Annotated in this window: 15 protein-coding genes; 9 read left to right on the plus strand and 6 right to left on the minus strand. The window is 62.9% G+C overall.

Annotation, left to right across the window (positions count from 1 at the left end; translation table 11 throughout):
- Positions 1-128: 128 nt before the first annotated feature.
- On the minus strand, positions 129-581 hold the full coding sequence (locus P9250_RS08765; RefSeq protein WP_284507869.1) for a DUF2501 domain-containing protein: 453 nt from the start codon (positions 579-581) through the stop codon (positions 129-131).
- 390 nt (positions 582-971) lie between these two features.
- On the opposite strand from P9250_RS08765, the gene tauA reads away from it, so the two are divergent.
- The 3 genes from tauA to P9250_RS08780 are packed head-to-tail and all read left to right on the plus strand — an operon-like array spanning position 972 to position 3648.
- A complete protein-coding gene (gene tauA, locus P9250_RS08770; protein ID WP_309958446.1) occupies positions 972-2003 on the plus strand; it encodes a taurine ABC transporter substrate-binding protein in 1032 nt (343 codons plus the stop codon).
- Positions 2000-2779: a taurine ABC transporter ATP-binding protein gene (locus tag P9250_RS08775; protein WP_250468175.1), complete on the plus strand. Its 780-nt coding sequence runs from the start codon at positions 2000-2002 to the stop codon at positions 2777-2779. Before tauA ends, P9250_RS08775 begins: the two co-directional genes overlap by 4 nt.
- Positions 2780-2829: 50 nt before the next feature.
- Positions 2830-3648 carry an ABC transporter permease subunit gene (locus tag P9250_RS08780; RefSeq protein WP_310392441.1) on the plus strand — a complete coding sequence of 273 codons (819 nt, stop codon included), beginning with the start codon at positions 2830-2832 and terminating at the stop codon, positions 3646-3648.
- Positions 3649-3845: 197 nt separating this feature from the next.
- On the opposite strand, the gene P9250_RS08785 is transcribed toward P9250_RS08780, so the two are convergent.
- The 4 genes from P9250_RS08785 to phaP all read right to left on the minus strand — a co-directional run bounded on the left by P9250_RS08785 (position 3846) and on the right by phaP (position 8886).
- Positions 3846-4973, minus strand: a complete 1128-nt coding sequence (locus tag P9250_RS08785; protein WP_310392443.1) for a zinc-dependent alcohol dehydrogenase family protein — start codon at positions 4971-4973, stop codon at positions 3846-3848.
- Complete coding sequence (locus tag P9250_RS08790) at positions 4970-6634, minus strand: acetolactate synthase large subunit (RefSeq protein WP_250494306.1); 1665 nt, start codon at positions 6632-6634, stop codon at positions 4970-4972. The genes P9250_RS08785 and P9250_RS08790 overlap by 4 nt, the downstream gene beginning before the upstream one ends.
- Complete coding sequence (locus tag P9250_RS08795; protein ID WP_310392445.1) at positions 6631-8235, minus strand: CoA-transferase; 1605 nt, start codon at positions 8233-8235, stop codon at positions 6631-6633. The genes P9250_RS08790 and P9250_RS08795 overlap by 4 nt, the downstream gene beginning before the upstream one ends.
- Positions 8236-8343: 108 nt before the next feature.
- On the minus strand, positions 8344-8886 hold the full coding sequence (gene phaP / locus P9250_RS08800; RefSeq protein ID WP_310392447.1) for a TIGR01841 family phasin: 543 nt from the start codon (positions 8884-8886) through the stop codon (positions 8344-8346).
- A gap of 480 nt (positions 8887-9366) precedes the next feature.
- On the opposite strand from phaP, the gene P9250_RS08805 reads away from it, so the two are divergent.
- The 5 genes from P9250_RS08805 (at position 9367) to P9250_RS08825 (ending at position 13709) form a co-directional block, all read left to right on the plus strand.
- The gene (locus P9250_RS08805; RefSeq protein ID WP_244830261.1) at positions 9367-10176 is read left to right on the plus strand and encodes a transglutaminase family protein; all 810 of its coding nucleotides are present in this window, start codon (positions 9367-9369) and stop codon (positions 10174-10176) included.
- Between the two features lie 40 nt (positions 10177-10216).
- Positions 10217-11305, plus strand: a complete 1089-nt coding sequence (locus P9250_RS08810) for a putative zinc-binding metallopeptidase (RefSeq protein ID WP_250468168.1) — start codon at positions 10217-10219, stop codon at positions 11303-11305.
- A 239-nt stretch (positions 11306-11544) separates the two neighbouring features.
- Positions 11545-12270: a hypothetical protein gene (locus P9250_RS08815; protein WP_310392450.1), complete on the plus strand. Its 726-nt coding sequence runs from the start codon at positions 11545-11547 to the stop codon at positions 12268-12270.
- A 39-nt stretch (positions 12271-12309) separates the two neighbouring features.
- On the plus strand, positions 12310-12771 hold the full coding sequence (locus P9250_RS08820) for a YsnF/AvaK domain-containing protein (RefSeq protein WP_310392452.1): 462 nt from the start codon (positions 12310-12312) through the stop codon (positions 12769-12771).
- A 62-nt stretch (positions 12772-12833) separates the two neighbouring features.
- Entirely contained in the window at positions 12834-13709 is an 876-nt protein-coding gene (locus P9250_RS08825; RefSeq protein WP_310392454.1) for a YsnF/AvaK domain-containing protein, read from the plus strand.
- A 44-nt stretch (positions 13710-13753) separates the two neighbouring features.
- On the opposite strand, the gene P9250_RS08830 is transcribed toward P9250_RS08825, so the two are convergent.
- A complete protein-coding gene (locus P9250_RS08830; protein ID WP_310392456.1) occupies positions 13754-14560 on the minus strand; it encodes an alpha/beta fold hydrolase in 807 nt (268 codons plus the stop codon).
- A 161-nt stretch (positions 14561-14721) separates the two neighbouring features.
- Here P9250_RS08830 and P9250_RS08835 point away from each other — a divergent pair, with 161 nt between their 5' ends.
- On the plus strand, positions 14722-15507 hold the full coding sequence (locus P9250_RS08835; RefSeq protein ID WP_310392459.1) for a DUF4118 domain-containing protein: 786 nt from the start codon (positions 14722-14724) through the stop codon (positions 15505-15507).
- Position 15508 lies beyond the last annotated feature (1 nt).

A 15508-nucleotide genomic window follows, 5' to 3' on the forward strand; every position in this document is an offset into this window, starting at 1 on the left:
CGCGGCGCGGCGCCTCGGCATGAGAGCGCTGCGCATCGCTTTTGGATCGCTTAAGAAGCCGTGGAGCGTCTTCGACGCAAACGTCGAGGACGCTCTCGCGGAAGCGTTCCATTGCCGACGTCAAACCGTCAACCACCCAGCAACGACTTGCCTTGCGACAGTATCTTGTCGCAGACCTGCTTGGTAATCTGCTCCTTGAGCCCGCCGCCACTCAGATCGACCTTGCCGCTGCCGCTATTGAGAATGCCCTTGGAGCCGTCGGTGTATCCGCTATCGCTCGTCGATGCACCGCCCGGCAGCTTGCTCATCAAGCCGTCCTTGACCGATGAAGCGCCACCGCCGAGGTAGTTGTTCTTGATGCAATACTGGAGCACGCCGGCTACGTTGCCCGTGCTGTTCGATGTCAGCGATTGCAACGACATCCCGCTGCCCAGACTGCCGAGGCTGCTCAGTCCGCCACCGGCTCCGCTATTGCCCCCCTGATTGAGCAGATTGCCGAGCTGCGCATGCGCGGCGGGGACATACGCGAGCGTCGCGGCGAACATCGTAGCGGCCAGGGTGGAACGAGTGCGTGAGATCATGCGAGCCCTCTCTCTTCGTTGAAAACATCCTCCACTATAGTGCGTTTCGAAGAAGCGGCGACCCGGACTCGAACCCTTCGATGAAACAGTGCTCGCGAGATCGAGCAATGCACGCGCGCCACGCGTTCAGACAAGCTTACGGAATGTCGACCCGATGCGCTTGCCTAAACGGTCCGACTTGTCGAACTGTGCGATCGGCTCGTGCATGCGGAGCGCATCTTCGAACGTCGGCGCCAAGTGTCGCGCCGTTTTTTACGCCGCGCATCAGGGTGCGGTTTCGATGAAGACCAAAGCAGTCGCGATGTGATTTGCTACGCATAAAACATTGGTAGCCGCGGCACGTGAAGTGCCTATAGTCGAAGGCTTTACAACGACCTTAGCGCCTGCTCCATGAAACACACGACCCGTCGTCAACTCCTCGCCAGCCTCGCCTCTTTTGCACTTGGAACCGTCGTTCTCGCACCGATGCACGCGCGCGCGGAGACACGCGAGGTCGTCATCGGCTATCAGGACATGGTCGTGCCGTGGCGCTATGCGCAGGCAAGCGGCGCGGTCGAAAAGGCGACCGGCTACAAGGTCACGTACCGCAAGCTGGGTAGCGGCGCGGACGTGATCCGCGCGCTGGCATCCGGCTCGATACAAGTGGGCGAAGCAGGGTCGAGCCCGATCGCGGCCGGACTGTCGCAAGGCGTCGATCTCTCGCTCTTCTGGATTCTCGACAACATCAACGACGCTGAAGCGCTCGTCGTGCGCAACGGCTCCGGCGTGACGAAGCTCGCTGATCTGAAGGGCAAGACGCTGGGCCTGCCGTTCGTATCGACCTCGCATTTTCATGCGCTCGTGGCGTTGCAGCAGGCGGGCGTCGATCCTTCATCGGTGAAGATCGTCAACCTGCGGCCGCCTGAAGTGGCGGCGGCGTGGGAACGCGGCAATATCGACGCGACCTACATCTGGGACCCGGTGCTCGCCAAGGTCAAGCAGAACGGCAAGGTGCTCGTGACATCGGGCGAAGTTGCGAAGGAAAGCGGCAAGGCGACCTTCGATGGTTTCGTCGCCTCGCGCAAGTTCGCGCAGGACAACGCCGCGTTCATGGCGGGTCTCACCAAGGTGCTCGCCGATACCGACGCGCAATACCGCGATCACAAAGCCGACTGGACCGCCGGTTCGAAACAGGTCGAGGCCGTGGCGCGAGAGTCCGGTGCAACCGCCGCCGACGTGCCCGCGAGTCTCTCGCTCTACGCCTTTCCAAGCGCGAGCGAACAGGCGTCGCCCACCTGGCTCGGCGGCGGTCAGCAATCCGGCGCTGCAAAGTCGCTCACGGCCACCGCGCAGTTCCTCAAGCAACAGGGCACGATCCAGAACGTCCTCGCTGACTATTCGACGGGCGTCGATCCGCGCTTCGCGCAGCAGGCCGCGAAATGACTTCGCTGTCCATCCGCAATCTCGGCGTCACGTATGAAGGCGCGAGCGCGCCCGCGCTCAAGGGCGTCGATCTGCAAATCGGCAGCGGCGAGTTCGTCGTCGCGCTCGGCGCTTCCGGATGCGGCAAGACCACGCTGCTCAATTGCCTTGCAGGCTTTCTCGATCCAACCGAAGGCGAAGCGTCGCTCAACGGCGAGCCGATTCTCGGGCCGGGCGCGGAACGCGGCGTCGTGTTCCAGAAGTACGCGCTCATGCCCTGGCTCGACGTGCTCGACAACGTCGCGCTCGGCTTACGCTTTCGCGGCGTCAAGCGCGACAAGCGTCGCGAGATCGCGCGCCGCACGCTTGCCCTCGTCGGCCTCGCGCAATACGAGCACGCGAAGGTCTATGCGCTGTCGGGCGGCATGCAGCAGCGCGTGGGCATCGCGCGGGCGCTCGCCAGCGATCCCGAAGTGCTGCTGATGGACGAACCGATGGGCGCACTCGATGCGCTCACGCGCGAAACCGTGCAGGAACTCGTGCTCGATGTCTGGGCGCGCACGCAAAAGACGGTGTTTTTCATCACGCATAGCGTGGAGGAAGCTCTCTTTCTCGCCACGCGTCTCGTCTTGATGACGCCGGGTCCGGGCCGTATCGAGGAAGTGCACGAACTGCCGTTCTCGCGCGAGTACGTCGCGAATCGCGATGCCCGCGCGGTGAAGGCATCGCCCGCGTTCATCGAGTGGCGCGAGCGTCTGACGCGGCGATTGCATCGTCCTGTCACGGAGGCCGTGTGACGCAGCCCGTTCAGGAGGCCCGCTTCGCTCCACCCTCGGAAAGCGCGGCAGTGCCTCGCGCCCGGCGCGCGAAGCGTGGCAAGCGCTATCGCGGCATGCCGGGCGCAGGACCTACCGCGATGCCGAGCACGTTATGCGTCGTGGCGATCGCCGTGCTGTGGTGGGCGATCACGCATTTTCACTGGTTGCCACCGCTTTTTCTGCCGTCGCCCGAGGCCGTGTGGCGTGCTTTCATCGATGCCGTGCACGGGCGCATTCAGGGCGGTCTGCCGCTATCGGAGCATCTGCTGTGGAGCGCGATTCGCGTGTTCGGCGCGTTCGCGCTCGCGGTCGTGACGGCGGTGCCGGTCGGCATTTTGATGGGCGTGAGCCGGATTGCGCGCGGCGTGCTCGATCCGCCTCTGGAGTTTTACCGGCCGCTGCCGCCGCTCGCTTATCTGCCGCTCGTCGTGATCTGGTTCGGTATCGATGAAACCGCGAAGATCGTCGTCATCTGGCTCGCGTGTTTCGCGCCGATCGCCATGGCCGCGCGCGCGGGCGTGCGCAGCGCGACCACCGAGCAAGTGAACGCGGCGTGGTCGCTCGGCGCGAGCTTTCGGCAAGTGGTGCGGCATGTCGTGCTGCCCGCCGCGTTGCCCGAGATTCTGACGGGCTTGCGCATAGCGGTCGGCTTTGGCTGGACCACGCTCGTCGCGGCGGAAATGGTCGCGGCCACCGCCGGTCTCGGACAGATGGTGCTGAACGCGTCGAGCTTTCTGCGCACCGACGTGGTGGTGATGGGCATCGTGCTCATCGGTGCGATTGCGTGGATCTTCGACTTCGGCATGCGCGCGCTGGAACGGCGGCTCGTGCCGTGGAAAGGGCGTTGAAGGCGCACGTTCCACGGCACGAGCCGCAGCGAAGACAAGCGCGATGCTCTCGTCAAGCGGTCGTCGAAGCGCGTTTCTCGATGGACTGCGGCGGTCACAAGGCAGCTTCGCGAACCGAAAGACATCGTTCGCGAAGGCAAGGCGCGATTGCCTTCCTTCGCGAACGACTTCATGCGGCTACACGTGGTCAAGCCGAATCAATCGAACACGACCACCTGCCGAATCGCTTTTCCCTCATGCAGCAGGTCGAAGCCATGGTTGATCTCGTCGAGCTTCAGGCGTCCCGTGAGCAGCTTGTTCACGGGCAAGCGGCCTTGCGAATAGAGATCGACGTAATGGGGAATATCGCGTGGCGGCACGCACGTGCCGATATAACTGCCCTTCAACGTGCGTTCCTCCGCAACGAGACTCACCGCTGGCAGCGGCCAGTTGGCGGTAGATGGCGGCAGCCCGGCGGTCACCGTCATTCCGCCACGACGCGTGATGCGATACGCGAGATCCAGCGCGCGAATCGAGCCTGCGAATTCGAATGCGAATTCGACGCCGCCCGAACTCAGCGAGCGAATCTGTTCGAGCGCATTGTCCTGACCCGCGTTGACCGTATGCGTGGCCCCGAGCGCGCGTGCCTGTTCGAGCTTGTCGTCGGCCAGATCGATGGCGATGATCTGCCGCGCGCCCGCCGCGTGTGCACCGATGAGCGCGGCGAGACCGACACCGCCCAGCCCGATCACCGCCACCGACGCACCGACTCGCACCTGCGCCGTATTGACGACAGCGCCCACGCCCGTGAGCACCGCGCAGCCGAAGAGCGCGGCATCGCCGAGCGGCACGGCGGGATCGATCTTCACGACCGAGCGGCGCGACACGGTCGCGTACTCGGCGAACACGGAGCAGCCGAGATGATGGTTGAGCGGCTCGCCCCCATGCGAAAGCCGCCGCTCGCCGGACAGCAGCGTGCCGGCGCCGTTCGCGGCCGCGCCCGGCTCGCACAACGCCGGCCGCCCTTCGGCGCACGGGGCGCAGTGTCCGCAACTCGGCACAAACACGACGACCACGTGATCGCCCACTTTCAAATCGGTCACGCCCGCGCCGAGTTCCTCGACGATGCCGGACGCTTCATGCCCAAGCGCCATCGGCATGGGACGAGGCCGGTCGCCATTGATGACCGACAGATCCGAATGACACAACCCCGCCGCCGCGACCTTGATCAGCACTTCGCCCGGGCCGGGCGGCGCAAGCTCGACCTCTTCGATGCGAAGCGGCTTCGATTCGGCGTAAGGCGTGGCCGTACCCATCGCGTTCAGAACTGCTGCCTTGATCTTCATTTCGTCCCCTCGATGCCGCGGTTGCCGAGTTCCTCGACAAGCACGCGAATGTTTTCCGAATAGTCTACCGGCACGATCACGAGCTGCACGCCGCCGTCCTCGAACGCGCCCTCCAGCGCCGGAACCAGCCCTTCGGCCGATTCTACGCGCCGCCCTTTCGCGCCGTAGGCATCGGCATACTTGAGGAAGTCCGGATTGCCGAACGTGAGGCCCCAGTCGATGAACTTGTCGACGGCCTGCTTCCAGCGAATCATGCCGTACGCGTCGTCCTGAATGATGAGCACCACGAGGTTCAGCTTCAGCCGCACCGCGGTTTCCAGCTCCTGCGAATTCATCATGAATCCGCCGTCGCCGCACACCGCCATCACGCGCCGCTCGGGGTAGAGAAGCGCCGCCATCATCGCGGATGGAAGGCCTGCGCCCATCGTCGCCAGGGCGTTGTCGAGGAGCAGCGTGTTGGCGCTGCGTGTGCGGTAACAGCGCGCGAACCAGATCTTGTACATGCCGTTGTCGAGCGCGACGATGCCATCGGCGGGCATGACTTCGCGCACGTCGTGGACGATCCGCTGCGGCGTCAGCGGAAAGCGCGATTCGTCGGCGCGGTCGAGCGTGCGCTTCAGAATGCCTTCGCGCAGCGGCGCCAGCGCACCCGCGCACGGCAACCTGCCTTCGACGCGCGCGGCGAGGCGCGACAGGCTCAGGCCCAGATCGCCGACGACTTCCGCATGCGGAAAGAACACCTGCTCGACATTGGCGGGCGTGTAGCCCACATGGATCACCTGCGGCCCCTTCGGTCCCATGAAGAACGGCGGCTTTTCGACCGTGTCGTGACCGATTGCGAGGATCAGGTCGGCGCGGTCGATCGCTTCGTGCAGATAGTCGCGCTCGCTGAGCGCGGCCGTGCCCATCCACAGCTCGGTGGCTTCGTCGTTGCCGATAGCCGCGACCGTGCCCTTGCCCATCTGCGTATTGAAGAACGGAATGCCGGTGCGGCGAATGAAGTCGGTCAACTGGCCCGCGAGCCGCGGCCGGTTGCTCGCCGCGCCGAACATGACGAGCGGCCGTTCGGCGTGCATCAGCAAGTTCGCGGCGCGTTCGATCGCGGCGTCGTGCGCGACGGGCAGTTCGACCGGATGCCTGGGAACGATGCCCACGTCGTCGCTCACTTCGGTGGCCGCCACGTCTTCCGGGAGTTCGAGATGCACGGGGCCGGGACGCTCTTCGGCGGCGAGCCGGAACGCATCGCGTATGACCGTCGGAATACTCGCGCCGCTCACGATCTGCCGCGATGCCTTGGTGAGTGGCTTCATCGTCGCCACGATATCGACGATCTGGAAGCGCGCCTGCCGCGAGGTCATGATGGCCTTCTGGCCGGTGATGAGGATCATCGGCATGGCGCCGAGTTGCGCGTAAGCCGCCCCGGTGACGAGGTTCAGCGCGCCGGGACCGAGCGTCGCCATGCACACGCCCGGCTGACCGGTCAGACGACCGTGCGTGGCCGCCATGAAGGCCGCCGACTGCTCATGGCGCGTCACGATGAGCTGAATGCTCGATTTGCGCAGCGATTCCACGACATCGAGGTTTTCCTCGCCTGGCACGGCGAAGATACGATCGACGCCTTCGTTTTCGAGCGCCCTGACAAACAGGTCGGATGCTTTCATTGGCAGTCTCCTTGCAACGCGAGTTCGCGGGTCATTGCGCCGCGCTCGGTGAGAATGGTCGACAGGTCCATGATCTGCGGAAGGAAGATGCGCGGGTCCATTAGCCGGACCTGACGCACGATGGGCGCAAAGTCCATATGCGCGAGGATATCGCGTTCGAGATCGATACCCGGTGCGATCTCCGTGAGTTCGAGTCCCTCGGGCACGCGACGAAACACGCAGCGTTCGGTCACATACAGCACGGGCTGACCGCGCGCGGCCGCGAATTCGCCATTGAAAGTGATCTGTTCGACGCGCTCCACGAACTTTTTCTTCGCGCCTTCCACGATGATCGCGAGCCGCCCGCCTTCGATCTGCACCGTGAGTCCGCCCGCCGTGAAGGTGCCCGCGAACACCACGGAGCGCGCGTTCTGACTGATGTTGATGAAGCCGCCCGCGCCGATGAGCCGCGCGCCGAAGCGGCTCACATTGACGTTGCCGCCGCGGTCCACTTCGGCCATGCCCAGGCAGGCGAGATCGAGACCACCGCCATCGTAGAAATCGAATTGCTGATTCTGATGCAGGAGCGCATCAACATTGATGGCGGCGCCGAAATCGAGGCCGCCGAGCGGCATGCCGCCGATCACGCCTGGCTCGGCGGTCAAGGTCAGATGACTCAGCAAGTGCTCCTCGCCCGCGACAGCCGCCACCACTTCAGGCACGCCGATCCCGAGATTCACGACGCCGCCCGGCGGCAACTCGAACGCGCAACGGCGTGCGATCACCTTGCGCTCGTCGAGCACGGGGCTTTTCATCTCGCCGACCACGGCTTTCGTTTCGGCGGAGAACGCTGGGTCATAGGCCGTGCCGTATGTCTGCGGCTGCGCGCCGGCGGACGCGAGCACGATGCGATCGACGAGAATGCCCGGCACCACCACCGCGCGCGGATCGAGCGTGCCGCTTGGAACGATCCGCTCCACTTGCGCAATCACCAGACCTTTGCCGTTATGCGCGGCCATGGCGATAGCTTGCGCGTCGAGCACGAGCGCTTCGCGCTCCATGGTGATGTTGCCGTCGGTGTCGGCCGTGGTGCCGCGAATCAGCGCCACGTCGAGCGGAAAGGCTTTGTAGAGCAGCCACGGTTTGTCATCGATCTCGATGACGCTGACGAGCTCTTCCGTCGTGCTCGCGTTGATCTTTCCGCCGCCAAGCCGCGGGTCGACGAACGTACCGATTCCGACTTGTGTGATCGTGCCGGCGCGATGCGCCGCGATATCGCGAAACAGATGCGACATCGTGCCGAGCGGAAGGTTGTAGGCTTCGATCAGGTCGTCGGTCGCCATGCGTGCAAGCTTCGGCACGAGCGACCAGTGTCCGCCGATAGCGCGCCTGATGAGCCCCGGCAGCGCAATGCGGTTGAGTCCGCGCTCGCCGCCGTCGCCCGGTGCGGCGGCGAAAACGACCGTCAGATCGCGTGGCGTGGCGGCGCTTCGGAAACGTCGTTCCAGCGCGATCAGCAATTCATCGGGTGTACCGATGCCGACGAATCCCGAGCAGCAGACGGCGTCGCCGTCGCGGATCAGTCCGATCGCTTCGTCGGCGGTCGCAATCTTGTCTGTCATGGCGGGACCTCTCTAAGCCAGCAAAATCACCGGAGTGCTCCAGGCGTGGCCGCAATAAAAAGCCCGCTTAAGCGGGCGTTGGCGACGGATGTCACATTCCCGGAAACTTCACGCTGAATGTTTGGGGCTGGTGTTCAATAGCTCGATGCTGGCGTTGGTCGCACCAGTCACGCTATCCACCGTGCTCTCGCTTGCATCGAGAATGAGCTTGGGCGCAGCGCTTGCCGCATGCGCGGACGAGGCCACATCCGATATCGAAGCAATCGACTTTTGCACTTGCGACGAGCCTTGCTGCATGGCCGATTCGAACGCGCCCTTCATACCGGAACCGTATTGCTCGTACTGGCTGCGCGCTTCCTTGAAGATGTCGGCTTCCGTCTCACGAACGATCTGGAAGAAGTGACGCGCATAAGCGGCCGACTTTTCCGGCACTTCCGCGAACAGCGTCCACTGAAAACCCATGAAGTCGCCCGGTTTCACGTCCGAACCCGACGTGAGGACCGAGGCGCTTTCCTCGAACACAGCCTTGACCGTCTGCAAATTCAGATCGGCAAGCTGTTGAAGTCCCATCGCATAGCGCTTCGTGATGCCGAAAAACGCTTCGAGTTGTGCCGTTGCCGCCGGTGCCGATGATTGAAGAATAGGAAACATTGTCCGCTCCATAAAGAGGTACGTACGAGCCGATCCGTGGGTACGGCGCCCGTTTTTGCTGCATTGCAACAATGAGTCCATCATACGGGAGTGGTCGCATGCGTCAAGCGAAGTTTTCGTGATCTTTCGGTTTCCTGATGTTTTCCATCGGCGACACCCTTGAAGCGATTCGAGCAAGATGCATCAAGTCGAATGAACCGGTTTTGGCGCGCTTCGGAGTGGATGCTGCTTTTCTTTCCAAAGCGTTGGGACAAAGTAATGGTGTTATCGTGTACTCACAAGCATCGATGGTTCCAGGCCCCGATGTTGCTGAGATCAGTTATCTCATGCTGGCATGCAACAAGAACGTCCTCATCCGATGCATACATCAGGTGAATGGCGGCGCTTGGCGAAGCTGGCAAAATCTCCTGGGTCGTGTCGAAGGTCGAGGCGTTCGGTTGATCGCCCTAGTACGCCCGTTAATCCTTTGGACCCACCTCCATGAAGCTCCGCGTCGGTTTTCAATTGACCTATAACTGCACTCAGGCCACGCCTGCGGTGCTCATGCTCAACACGCATCCTTCCATGTCGGACAAGGTCGTCGTTGCCGATCGCATTACGTTCGATCCGCCGCTCGCGTTCACGCACTATTACGACGGCTTCGGCAATCTGTGCACGCGTATCGTGACGCCGTCTGTGGGTCCGCTCGTCGTGGCGACCGAAGGCGTGCTCGAAGTGCCCGATACGCCGGAAAGCTATCCCCTGGAAGATGGTCAGCTCCCGGTCGAACAACTTCCCGACGAGTGTCTACAGTTTCTGCTGGGCAGCCGCTATTGCGAAACCGACTTGCTTTCCAACTTCGCGTGGCAACGGTTCGGCGGACTGCCGCAAGGGCGAACCCAGGTGCTCGCCATCTGTGATTACGTGCACGCACACATCAAGTTCGACTACAAGACGGCACGGCCCACGCGCACGGCTTCCGAAGCGCATCAGGAAGGCATCGGCGTGTGCCGCGATTACGCGCAACTCGCGGTGGCGCTCTGCCGCGCCCTGAACATTCCGGCGCGGTATTGCACCGGCTATATCAGCGACGTGAACCTGCCGCCGCCTTATGCGGACCAGGATTTCTGTGCATGGTTCGAAGCCTATCTCGGCGGAACCTGGCAGACTTTCGATCCGCGCAACAACGCACCGCGCACTGGCCGTGTACTCATGGCGCGCGGCCGCGATGCGACCGACGTGCCAATCAGCATGACCTTCGGGAGCGCGGCGCTGGTCGACTTCAAGGTGATTTGCGAGCCGTGCGAATGATCTTCGCGTCCACCTTTAGAACGCCCACGAATCGTCCGTTATGAAAGCGTTTCACTGCACCGACTGCGGACATCTCATCTTCTTCGAAAACGTTCAATGCGAACGCTGTGGGTCGATGCTCGGCTTCATTCCGGAAACGGGCGAGATGAGCGCATTCGTCAAGCTGAAGGGGCCTCGGTGGGAAGCGAAGCCGGCGGACGGCGACGTTCGCTACAAGCCGTGCCACAACTATTCGGTCGAAAAGGTTTGCAACTGGATGGTGCCGGAAGACTCGCCGGACCCGTTCTGTCATTCTTGCCGTCTGACCGCCGTGATCCCGAATCTGAAAGCGCCGCGCCGTCGTTATTACTGGGCCAGACTCGAAGCCGCGAAGCGTCGTTTGCTGTACACGCTCGCCGTGCTGGGATTGCGCGTCGACACACGCAAGGAGCATCCGGAAACCGGGCTCGAATTCGAGTTTCTCGAAAGCCGCCGCGGCAAAAAGGTGTTGACGGGCCATCATAGCGGCCTCATCACGATGAACATCGCCGAGGCAGACGACGTGCGTCGCGAACGCGTACGCATCGCCATGCGCGAGCCCTACCGGACTTTGCTCGGTCACTTCAGACACGAGATCGGCCACTACTACTTCGATCGCCTCGTGGTGGGCGCGCGGCGAACGGCGTCGTTCCGCACGCTCTTCGGCGATGACCGGGCGAGTTACAGCGAAGCGCTTTCCCGCCACTATCGCAACGGCGCGCCTGCCGACTGGGCGACGAATCACGTCAGCGCCTACGCGACCATGCATCCCTGGGAAGACTGGGCGGAAACCTGGGCGCATTATCTTCATATCGTGGATACCACCGGCACCGCGCGCGCATGCGGCATCAACATCGCGCCGGTGAGCCGCAAAGGTCCTAACTTCGCCGCGCAAGTGCTGCCTCACTCGCCGAGTTTCGAATTGCTGATGAAGCAATGGACGATGCTGACGTACGCCATGAACAGCCTCAACCGAAGCCTCGGCATGCCGGACCCGTATCCGTTCACGCTCGCACCTGGCGCCGTGAAAAAGCTGAGGTTCATCCATCGTCTGATCGAGGCGCAGAGCCTCGAGCATGAACACGATCGCGTGGAAGCAAACTCGCCCTGAGTCCGCATTGAAGGACATCGATAGGTCAACGCGGCGATAAGTGTTCTTCGCCCGCCGCGCGACACCCTCAAGCAGATCCCACCTATTTGCTCCCGACCGCATGCGCGAACCTTCGTCCATGCCGGTTCAAGCCGCCTCCGGCACTTCGTGGGAATGGTGATTGCACCTACAAGTTGGCCAGCACGCGTTGCTCACTAGACGTGCCTGTTTTGGCTTCCTAAATTCTTTTGGATACCGCTATGCGCCTGCTTACTACACAATATGGTCTACCCCGCGTCTCATGGGGCGCCGTCATCGCGGGAGTCATCCTCTCGTTGATCGCGTACCTCATGTTGACGGTGCTCGGAACCGCTATCGGGGCATCGGTGCTGTCGCCACTGACTCAGCCCAATCCATCGCGCGGCTTCGCGTTCGGCTCCGGCGCCTACATGATCGTGATGACGGTCATCGCCGTGTTCATCGGTTCTTATTTTGCAGGGCGTTGCGCGCCGGTTCTTGGCTGGCTGCATGGCTTGCTTGCATGGGCCGTGATGATCATCGCAATGGCATACGGCGCAACGTCGCTTGTCGGCAGCGCAGTGAGTGCGGCAGGCAGCATCGCATCGACCGGTGCAACGGCTACCGCCGCGGCCAACCCTTCGGCCGCAAGCGGCACGATGCTGGGTTCGCTCAAGGCGCAGGTTCAAGGCGCGGTTGCTTCCGCAACGGCCGCTGCATCCGGCCCGCAAGCTGAAGCCGATGCACGTCAGGCCGCCGATACCGCCGCACGCGGCGTCGCCCGCGCTTCGTGGTTCTCGTTCGCTGCACTTCTCGTCGGCGCGATCATCGCGATCGTGTCGGGTGGTGCGGGATTCCGTCACCAACCGCCGTTCGAAGATGCAAGCGGCAGCGCTCGCGATGACGTCGCCTTGCGCGGCGCCGGTGCCGCAGGACGCCTTGCGCCGGACAATCGTGTCACACGCTAAACGCCCTATCCGACTGATCCACGAAACCTGGAGCCGCGCATGAGCACGCAGAATCGAACGGCGATAGGTGTCGTGGAAACGTCGACCTTGACCGCCACTGAAGAACGTCTGCACGTATCGACGGAAACGCTCGAAACCGGCATGGTGCGCGTTCGTGTCGTGACGCACACCGAGTCGCGCGAGGTGCCCGTCGTTCTGCACAACCGCACGGCACGAATAGAACGCGTTGCCCTCAATCGTTTCGTGGACGCGGAGTTTGCGCCGCGCCATGAAGGCGACACGTTGGTCGTGCCCGTGTTCGAGTACGTGCCCGTGACCGAACTGAGGCTGATGCTCAAGGAAGAAATCCGCATCACCACTGTAGTGACCGAAAAAAATGACGTGCACAGAGCCGAGTTGCAACGTCAGGAAGTCGTCGTGGAAAGGCGCGCTGGAACGGTTGGAGACTGGATTGCGGACCCCGCGATACCGTCCTCGGGCTCGGGCAAGACATCTTCCTGAGCCGTTCTTCGAAGCAACGTCTGGCCGCCATTCAAATCACTCAAAATTACCCGGAGCAAAACATGACTCAAGCAATCGTTGGTGTATTCGATTCGTTTCAGCAAGCCGAAAGCGCGGTCGCGCGTCTCGTGGAAGGCGGTCTGGACCGCGCCGACATGGAAGTGCACGCCAGTGACGAGGCGAGCGGCGCGGAACGTCCCGTGGTTGCAGATCGACCGGCTTCCGCTGCCACGGAAGAAGTCGGCATCGTCGGCAAGATCGAGAATTTCTTCGGCAACATGTTTGCTGGCGACGACCGGTCGGAAGACATCGGCAACTATCAGGAAGCGGTTCGTCGCGGTGGCGCGTTACTCACGGTCAACGTAAAGGAAGAATCACAGGTGCCGCTCGTGCGTTCGACGATGCACGAGGCGGGCGTCGTGGATATCGACGAACGCGTGGCGCATTGGAAAAGCGGCGGTTATGCGGGCTTCGATGCATCCGCGAAACCGTTGACTTCGGATGAAGTGCTGGCCGATCGCCAGTCATTTGCGGTGACGCGTGAGTCGCTCGAAGTCGGCAAGCGCGAAGTCGAAACCGGCGGCGTGCGCGTTTATTCGCGCGCCACTGCAACGCCTGTCAGCGAGACCGTCAATCTGCGTGACGAGCATGCGACGATCGAGCGCCGTCCGGTCGACCGGCCCGCCACGGCCGCCGACCTGAAGGAAGGCTTCGTGGAAATTCGCGAGACGGCAGAACACGCCGTCGTCGCGAAGACCGCGCATGTCGTCGAGGAAGTCGTCGTGGGCCGGCAGGCAACCGAGCGCACCGAGACGATCAACGAGACACTGCGCGGCACGGATGTCGAAGTCGAACACGTCGAAGCCAAGAACGTCGAGCCGGTGCGTGCGATCGACGGCGCGAGCCCGGTGGCGCCTGTCAAGCCGACCTCGCATTGAGCCCGCGCGACTGACCGACGAGGAAACGCCGGCGCCGGGCTTCGTCAGCCGGCGTGCATCCACTGCAAGACCTGCCGCCAGTCCGCCTGCGTCATGACGCCGAACCAGTCGTCATGATCGGCGGTCGGCAGGAGCATGAAACGCGCGCGTTCGTGTTCGTTTGCGAAACGGCGCGCGTGCACCACCGGGATCAGCGTATCCAGTTGCGCGCCCACGATCACGAGCGGGCCGTCGTAATGCGACACGGCGGCGACGGAATCGAAGCCGTCGTGCAGCATCCAGCGGATCGGAAAAATCGGATATTTTTCGGCGGCGACGTCGGCGAGCGAGTCCCACGGCGTGATCAAAACGACGCCCGCGAGCGCTGCTTCATTGCCCTTCACGACCTGCGCGGCCATGCCCGCACCGAGCGACTCCCCAACGAGATAAAGCGGCCCGCGCCACTGCGCGATGGTGGCCGCCAACGCTTCCCGCGATGCGGCCAGCGCCGCCTTCATCGTGCGCTCTCCCGGGCGTCTGCCGTGCCCCGGATACTCGACGATCACCACCCTGTAGCCGTCGCGCACGAACACGTCGGCGAGCGGCAATTTGGTGTCGGCCGACTCCTCGTTACCGTGATAAACCATGAACGTCCCGCGCGGTTCGCGCCCGGCCGGAGTGACGACATAGCCCGCGAATTGGTCGCGCACTTGCAACAGGTCGATGCTTGCACCGGCGTGCGGGACTGTGCGAAGATCCGGCGCGCTCGGAGTGGAAGGCAGAAGCATGCGGTCCTGCACCATAAAGAGCGTCAGCGCCGCAAGCAGATAAGCGGCAATGGCAAAGCGTAGACCGTGGGACAGCAGGGGCATGCGAATTCTCTCGTTCGACATCATCAAGCTTTTTCAGACGTTGAAAGCATAATCATTCCAGCGCCCGCGCGCCGCGAAAGCCCGTTATGCCTCACATGGCATTAAAGTCGCGTGCCGGAACGCCGATACTACGAGGACAGTCACACGCCTCGTGCAATAGCATGCATATCAGTAATTCTCGCCGATGGGCGCCGCGCGGCGGCAAACGATGGATCATCGCGGCAAGCGCGCTTTTTACCGCCGCACTCATCCGCACGCTGCTGCACCCGCTGCTTGGACCCGTCATGCCCGGAACGGCGTTTCTCATTGCCGCCGTTCTCGTCGAGTACTATTGCGGTCTAGCGCCGGCTATTTGCGTGATGCTTGCCGGACTGTGTATTGCCGACTTTCTCTTCGTGCCGCCCTATGCACGCATCGAGGACTTCGACCGCGCGGATATCAAGCTGCTCGTGTCGTATCCGTTGATCACTATCGTCATGATGACGCTCGTCGAGCGGCTCAAGCGCGCGCAGTATCGCGCCGAGTTGCTCGCTTCGGTGGCGCAGTCGCGCTATGAAATGCTCTTGCGTCACGACAACGAACGCCTCATCACGCGCCGGGCGACCGAGGAAATGCACCGGATGCTCCAGCACGTCACGCAATACAACCGTTCGCTGATTCTCATCAAGGCGCTCGATCCGACGACGCGTGTCTCGCCGGCCAATTTCGTCGCGGCGGCGAATTCCCCGCTTATCGACGATGACGCGCCGCGCGGCGGCATCGCATATGGCGCCAAGCATGCCGATGCCCACGGCGAAGATATTGCCCGCGTCAGCGATGCCCTTCTGCCGGGGCTTCACCGTATCCGGTTCCAGTCGGACGAGCAGGACTGGCGGCCCGTCGAATGTGTTTGCGAGCGCTTCGCCACGCCATCCGGCGATTATCTCGTCCTCCGTTCGGCTGCCTGAC

Origin of the sequence: Caballeronia sp. LP006, from assembly GCF_031450995.1 — a bacterium.
Classification (GTDB): Bacteria; Pseudomonadota; Gammaproteobacteria; order Burkholderiales; family Burkholderiaceae; genus Caballeronia.

Bases quoted from the DNA above. Each gene is read 5' to 3' on its own strand.
- P9250_RS08765 (WP_284507869.1), bottom strand. From the start codon at position 581: ATGATCTCACGCACTCGTTCCACCCTGGCCGCTACGATGTTCGCCGCG.
- tauA (WP_309958446.1), top strand. From the start codon at position 972: ATGAAACACACGACCCGTCGTCAACTCCTCGCCAGCCTCGCCTCTTTT.
- P9250_RS08775 (WP_250468175.1), top strand. From the start codon at position 2,000: ATGACTTCGCTGTCCATCCGCAATCTCGGCGTCACGTATGAAGGCGCG.
- P9250_RS08785 (WP_310392443.1), bottom strand. From the start codon at position 4,973: ATGAAGATCAAGGCAGCAGTTCTGAACGCGATGGGTACGGCCACGCCT.
- P9250_RS08790 (WP_250494306.1), bottom strand. From the start codon at position 6,634: ATGAAAGCATCCGACCTGTTTGTCAGGGCGCTCGAAAACGAAGGCGTC.
- P9250_RS08795 (WP_310392445.1), bottom strand. From the start codon at position 8,235: ATGACAGACAAGATTGCGACCGCCGACGAAGCGATCGGACTGATCCGC.
- phaP (WP_310392447.1), bottom strand. From the start codon at position 8,886: ATGTTTCCTATTCTTCAATCATCGGCACCGGCGGCAACGGCACAACTC.
- P9250_RS08805 (WP_244830261.1), top strand. From the start codon at position 9,367: ATGAAGCTCCGCGTCGGTTTTCAATTGACCTATAACTGCACTCAGGCC.
- P9250_RS08810 (WP_250468168.1), top strand. From the start codon at position 10,217: ATGAAAGCGTTTCACTGCACCGACTGCGGACATCTCATCTTCTTCGAA.
- P9250_RS08815 (WP_310392450.1), top strand. From the start codon at position 11,545: ATGCGCCTGCTTACTACACAATATGGTCTACCCCGCGTCTCATGGGGC.
- P9250_RS08820 (WP_310392452.1), top strand. From the start codon at position 12,310: ATGAGCACGCAGAATCGAACGGCGATAGGTGTCGTGGAAACGTCGACC.
- P9250_RS08825 (WP_310392454.1), top strand. From the start codon at position 12,834: ATGACTCAAGCAATCGTTGGTGTATTCGATTCGTTTCAGCAAGCCGAA.
- P9250_RS08830 (WP_310392456.1), bottom strand. From the start codon at position 14,560: ATGCCCCTGCTGTCCCACGGTCTACGCTTTGCCATTGCCGCTTATCTG.
- P9250_RS08835 (WP_310392459.1), top strand. From the start codon at position 14,722: ATGCATATCAGTAATTCTCGCCGATGGGCGCCGCGCGGCGGCAAACGA.